The organism is Streptomyces sp. FH025, assembly GCF_017427025.1.
In the GTDB taxonomy this organism is placed as follows: Bacteria; Actinomycetota; Actinomycetes; order Streptomycetales; family Streptomycetaceae; genus Kitasatospora.
The window spans coordinates 1-4,594 of the sequence record NZ_JAFLNG010000624.1 but is presented as its reverse complement, the minus strand read 5'-3'; the positions used below and the strand labels follow the sequence as shown (position 1 = coordinate 4,594).

Sequence of the window (4,594 nt, the reverse complement as noted above, 5' to 3'; positions counted from 1 at the left end):
AAAAGCGTGGCGGCAGAGACGTACGCTGACCATGGATTCGGCAGGCACGGAGGGTGCCTGTACGAACGCGGAGGGTTGGCTCGTCGGCTGGCCCGAATTAATCGAGCAATGGGTGGGTGATTCCCATGGGTGGCGTCGAGCGCACGGTGTTCGATGACGGTGAGACGGCGGAACTCTCGGACGGCGTCGCGGAGTTCTACAGCGCGGTGGGGAAGTTGATCAAACACTTCCGCGAGCGGGCCGGGATCACCCAGAGGCAGCTGGCCAAGCTGAGCGGCTACAGTGAGGATCTGGTCAGCGCGATCGAGCGGGGTGTGCGGACCCCGAGAATCGAGTACCTGACGCTGGTGGACGGCCTCCTCAACGCACAGGGCGCGCTGAAGGCCGTCGCAGACGACGTGATGAAGGCGAAGATCCGGGTCAGCGAGCGACACCCGGCCTTCTCCAAGGCCTTCACGTCCGAAGAAAACCGGGCCATCGAGATCCACGAGTACAGCACGATGGTCATCCCGGGCTTGTTGCAGACCGAGGCGTACATCCGAGCGTTGTACGAGATGAGGCGCCCGCTGCTTTCGCCCGAGAAAGTTGACGAGTGGGTAGCGGCTCGACTGACGCGCAAGGAGATCCTGGCTCGTTGGCCGATGCCCGTTGTAACGTGGGTGGTTGATGAGAGCGTCCTACGGCGCCCTCTCGGCGGATGGGACGTCCACAGGGAGCAGCTCCAGCATCTCCTCAAGGTGGGCCAGATGCGAGGCCCTGAACTCCAGATCATGCCGCTCGACCGGATGTCCCATGCCGGAATGGGCGGCTCCTTCACCATCCTGACCCCGCCCAATCGGCCGCAGATCGGCTATGTGGCGGCACAGCACGTGAATCGGCTGATCACGGACCCGGTGGAAGTCCGTAATATGGCCGCACGGTACAGCAGCATCCGGGCTCAGGCGCTTAGTCTGAGTGAGTCCCTGGCCCTGATCGAACAGATTCTGGGAGAGCGGTAGGCATGGCCGAGCTGGCGTGGTTCAAGAGCAGCTACAGCACCAATGAGGAGGCCCAGTGCGTAGAGGTCGCCGAAACGCCTGGCGTCGTCCACGTGCGTGATTCCAAGGACAAGAGCGGCCCGCAGCTGGCCTTCGAGCCGGCCGCATGGGAGGCGTTCGTAACGTTCGCCGCCACTGCCGAGGTCTGATCCAGACCCCCTCAACGGCCCACCGCTACCCAGCGGCGGGCCGTTGGCGTACCGTCACAAGACATGGAACTGGTCTGGTTCAAGAGCAGCCACAGCACCAACGAAGATGCCAACTGCGTCGAGATCGCCTGGCGCAAGAGCAGCTACAGCACCAACGAGGGCGCCCAGTGCGTCGAGGTCGCCGAGACCACGACCGCCGTCCTCGTCCGCGACTCCAAGGACAAGAGCGGCCCCCACCTGGCCTTCGATCCGACCGCATGGCAGGCGTTCGTGACGTTCGCCGCCACTGCCGAGGTCTGATCCGAACCTCCCCTCAACGGCCCACCGCTACCCAGCGGCGGGCCGTTGGCGCACCGCCATCAACGAGGTGTTCAATCACCGGGAGCGCCGTCACAACGAAAGGAGCCGAGCAGTGACACTGCCGAAGACTGCGGAGGAACAACGGCCGGAACACCGACAGTTGGATCGCGTCGACCTGGGAGAAGTGCCCTACGAGGCGGCGCAGGCGGACATGGCCCGCTGGGTCGAGGAGCGCAAACAGGGCCTCGCAGCCAACCGGCTCTTCCTGCTCACGCACCCGCCGGTGATCACCTACACCGCCCGGACGCCCAAGGACCAACTCCCCGACGAGGGTTCACCGATCACCCTGGTGCAGACCGACCGCGGCGGCCACGCCACCTACCACGGCCCCGGCCAGCTCATCGGCTACCTCGTGCTGAACGTCCGCGAGCTCGGCCCGCGTGGCCTGATACGCCGTGTCGAGCAGGCGCTGATCGACGCGCTGGACACCCTCGGCTTCCCGGCGATCCGCCGGGAGACCCCGCGGGGCTCCGAGAGCCTCGTCGGTGTGTGGACCCCCGATCACCGCAAGCTCGCCTCGATCGGCATGCGCATCAGCGGGAGCGTCTCCAGCCACGGCTTCGCCCTCAACGTGGCCCCCGACCTGAGCGTCTACACCGACTTCACCGCCTGCGCCCTGCCCGGCGTCCGCATGACCTCCCTGGCCGAACTCGCCGCCGAACGCGGACTGTCGACCCCGACCGAGGCCGAGGTGCGCGACGCGGTCGCGCGAGCGGTCACCGCGCAGCTGGCACCCCGGTAGGAGGCAGAACAAAGAAGGACCGGAGCCGTACAGACACGAGGTGTCGGGTTCCGCCACCGTTCCCCCTGGGAGGCGCCAGGACCGTTGAGGCGGCCGGCCATCGGAGCACCGAAACCGCCCGCCTCCCAATGCCACGGCTGGGTGGCGGCCGGTGTGGCACGTGAAAAGACTGCGGACGGGGCCAGGTCTGTCGACCACGCCCCCATTCACCCCCGCTCCGGCGTTCCGCCGGTCTGCCAGAAGGAAGCACCATGCTCCGTTCGCTCGCTCGCCGCTGTCTGCGCCCTGCCACGATCGCCGCCACCCTCGCGGTCGCCGCCGTACCCGTCCTGGCCGCCACACCCGCTCACGCCGCCGGGCCCTCCTACACCTGCGACGACATCGAGGGCACTCTCGCCGGCGGCCTCGCCACCGGCCTGACCAACTGCGTGGCCTCCGGCGGCGCCCCGGCGAGCGGCCCGATCACCGGGGCCTTCACCATCGTCCGCCGTTCGGACAACCTCACCGCCACCTGCACAGGCTTTGCCCCGGCCCCCTCCGGCATCGCCGAAACGCCCGCTGCGGTCGAGGGCTTCAGCTGCACCGAATAGCGCGCGGCAGCGATGGCGGCCGGTGGGGAGGCGGCGGCACGGGCGGGGAGCCTCAGCTACGGTCCGACGCGCACGCCAGAATGCAGATGTAGGAGCGGTCCCCCCGCTTCGGGTTCGGCTGTTCGAGTCGGGCCGCGACGGTGAAACCGGCCTGTTCGAGGAGTTCGACGAGACGCCCCGCCGGGACCAGGTGCGAGGCGTACGACACCGGGTGGCCGTACGCCCGGGCCGGGCGCAACACCTGCTGCTCAGCGGCGTGGCCACCGAGCAGCAGGTGGCCGCCGGGGGCCAGCACTCTACTGAACTCCTGGAACAGCGCGGGCAGTTGCTCGGCCGGAGTGTGGTGGACGGAGTACCAGGCGAGGATGCCGCCGAGGGCGCCGTCGGCGAGGTCGAGGGCGGCCATCGAGCCGCGCAGGAAGCGCAGTTGAGGGTAGGCCCGACGGGCGAGGGCGACCATCTCGCCCGACACGTCGACACCGAAGGCCGACAGCCCTAGAGCGGACAGGTACGCCGTCACCCGCCCCGGCCCGCAGCCGAGGTCCGCGACCTCGCCGCCGCCCGACTCCCGTACCAGCTCGGCGAAGGCGGCGAGCATCGCCCGGGACACCGGGTCCATGTCCTCCGGCGGGATGACGAGGCGGAGGTAGTCGGCGGCGACGGTGTCGTACGACTCCCGGACGGCGGCGAGGTGCGCGGGCTCGGTCACCGCGCCACCCTAGCGTTCGGCCCCGGCCTCGGCCCCGGCGAGCTTCGCGGCCTTGGCGGCGCGCTCGGCGAACACTTTCTCGCGGCGGTCGGCGGTCTGCTTCATCATCTTCTTGCGGTCGCGGGCGGAGAGGCGGTCGATGTACAACTGCCCGTTGAGGTGGTCGGTCTCGTGCTGGAGGCAGCGGGCGAAGTAGCCCTCGCCCTCGATCACGACGGGCTCGCCGTGCTGGTCGACTCCGCGCACCACCGCGTGGGCCGGGCGAGCAAGCCGGGTGTTGGCGCCGGGGACGGAGAGGCAGCCCTCGGTGTCCTCGATCAGGCGGCGGCCGGGCTCCTGCTCCTCGACGACCGGGTTGAGCACGTGGCCGACGTGCCGGACGCCGTCCTCGTCGGTGCAGTCGTAGACGAACAGGCGCAGGTCCACGTCCACCTGGTTGGCGGCGAGGCCGCAGCCGTCGGCGACGTACATGGTCAGGAACATCTCGTCGATCAGCCGGGCCAGTTCCGGGCTGCCGAAGTCCTCCTCGGTCGCCGTCCGGCAGGCGCTGCCCAGGATCTCCTCCCCCACCTCGGTGATCCGCAGGACGGTCGGGCGGTCGCGCAACTCGGACACGGGTGCTCCCTCGATGGATTTGCAGTCGACTTTGCAAAGTAGCAGACTTTGCAAAGTGACCGAAGACCTCGCCCGGAGCGACGCCCTCCCCGAGCACGCCGTCCGCACCGCGCTGCTGGAGCTGCTGGCCGAACGCGGCACCGTCACCTCCACCGAAGCGGCCGCGCGGCTCGGGTACAGCTCGGGCCTGTGCTCGTTCCACCTGCGGCAGCTGGCCCGGTACGGACTGATCGAAGAGGCCCCGGCGACCGACGGGCGCGCCCGGCCGTGGCGGCTGCCCCAGCCCCAACCGCAAGAAACGACGCACGAGTTCGACGAACTGGCCCGAGGCCTGGAGGACGAGAGCTACCAGCGCTGGCTCGCCCGGCGCAGCGAGGCCCCGGCCGAATGGC

At 69.2% G+C, this 4,594-nt stretch carries 8 protein-coding genes; 6 read left to right on the top strand and 2 right to left on the bottom strand.

Annotated features, from left to right (window positions below; all coding sequences use genetic code 11):
- Window positions 1-125: 125 nt before the first annotated feature.
- The 5 genes from J0670_RS30820 (at window position 126) to J0670_RS30800 (ending at window position 2,878) form a co-directional block, all read left to right on the top strand.
- On the top strand, window positions 126-998 hold the full coding sequence (locus J0670_RS30820) for a helix-turn-helix transcriptional regulator (RefSeq protein WP_207815077.1): 873 nt from the start codon (window positions 126-128) through the stop codon (window positions 996-998).
- Window positions 999-1,000: 2 nt separating this feature from the next.
- A complete protein-coding gene (locus J0670_RS30815) occupies window positions 1,001-1,186 on the top strand; it encodes a DUF397 domain-containing protein (protein ID WP_207815074.1) in 186 nt (61 codons plus the stop codon).
- Between the two features lie 63 nt (window positions 1,187-1,249).
- Window positions 1,250-1,486, top strand: coding sequence for a DUF397 domain-containing protein (locus tag J0670_RS30810; RefSeq protein ID WP_207815073.1), 237 nt, complete (start codon window positions 1,250-1,252; stop codon window positions 1,484-1,486).
- 112 nt (window positions 1,487-1,598) lie between these two features.
- Window positions 1,599-2,288 (top strand): lipoyl(octanoyl) transferase LipB, encoded by a 690-nt coding sequence (gene lipB / locus J0670_RS30805; RefSeq protein WP_307806770.1) that lies wholly within the window; start codon window positions 1,599-1,601, stop codon window positions 2,286-2,288.
- A gap of 251 nt (window positions 2,289-2,539) precedes the next feature.
- The gene (locus J0670_RS30800; protein ID WP_207815072.1) at window positions 2,540-2,878 is read left to right on the top strand and encodes a hypothetical protein; all 339 of its coding nucleotides are present in this window, start codon (window positions 2,540-2,542) and stop codon (window positions 2,876-2,878) included.
- Window positions 2,879-2,930: 52 nt separating this feature from the next.
- Here the strand turns inward: J0670_RS30800 and J0670_RS30795 are convergent, their stop codons facing one another.
- Both J0670_RS30795 and def read right to left on the bottom strand, forming a co-directional pair.
- Complete coding sequence (locus tag J0670_RS30795) at window positions 2,931-3,587, bottom strand: class I SAM-dependent methyltransferase (RefSeq protein ID WP_207815070.1); 657 nt, start codon at window positions 3,585-3,587, stop codon at window positions 2,931-2,933.
- A 9-nt stretch (window positions 3,588-3,596) separates the two neighbouring features.
- Window positions 3,597-4,217, bottom strand: a complete 621-nt coding sequence (gene def, locus J0670_RS30790; RefSeq protein ID WP_374223197.1) for a peptide deformylase — start codon at window positions 4,215-4,217, stop codon at window positions 3,597-3,599.
- Between def and J0670_RS30785 the strand changes: the two genes are divergently transcribed.
- On the top strand, window positions 4,216-4,594 hold a 379-nt coding region (locus J0670_RS30785; protein WP_207815069.1), incomplete at its 3' end, for a helix-turn-helix domain-containing protein. The genes def and J0670_RS30785 overlap by 2 nt on opposite strands.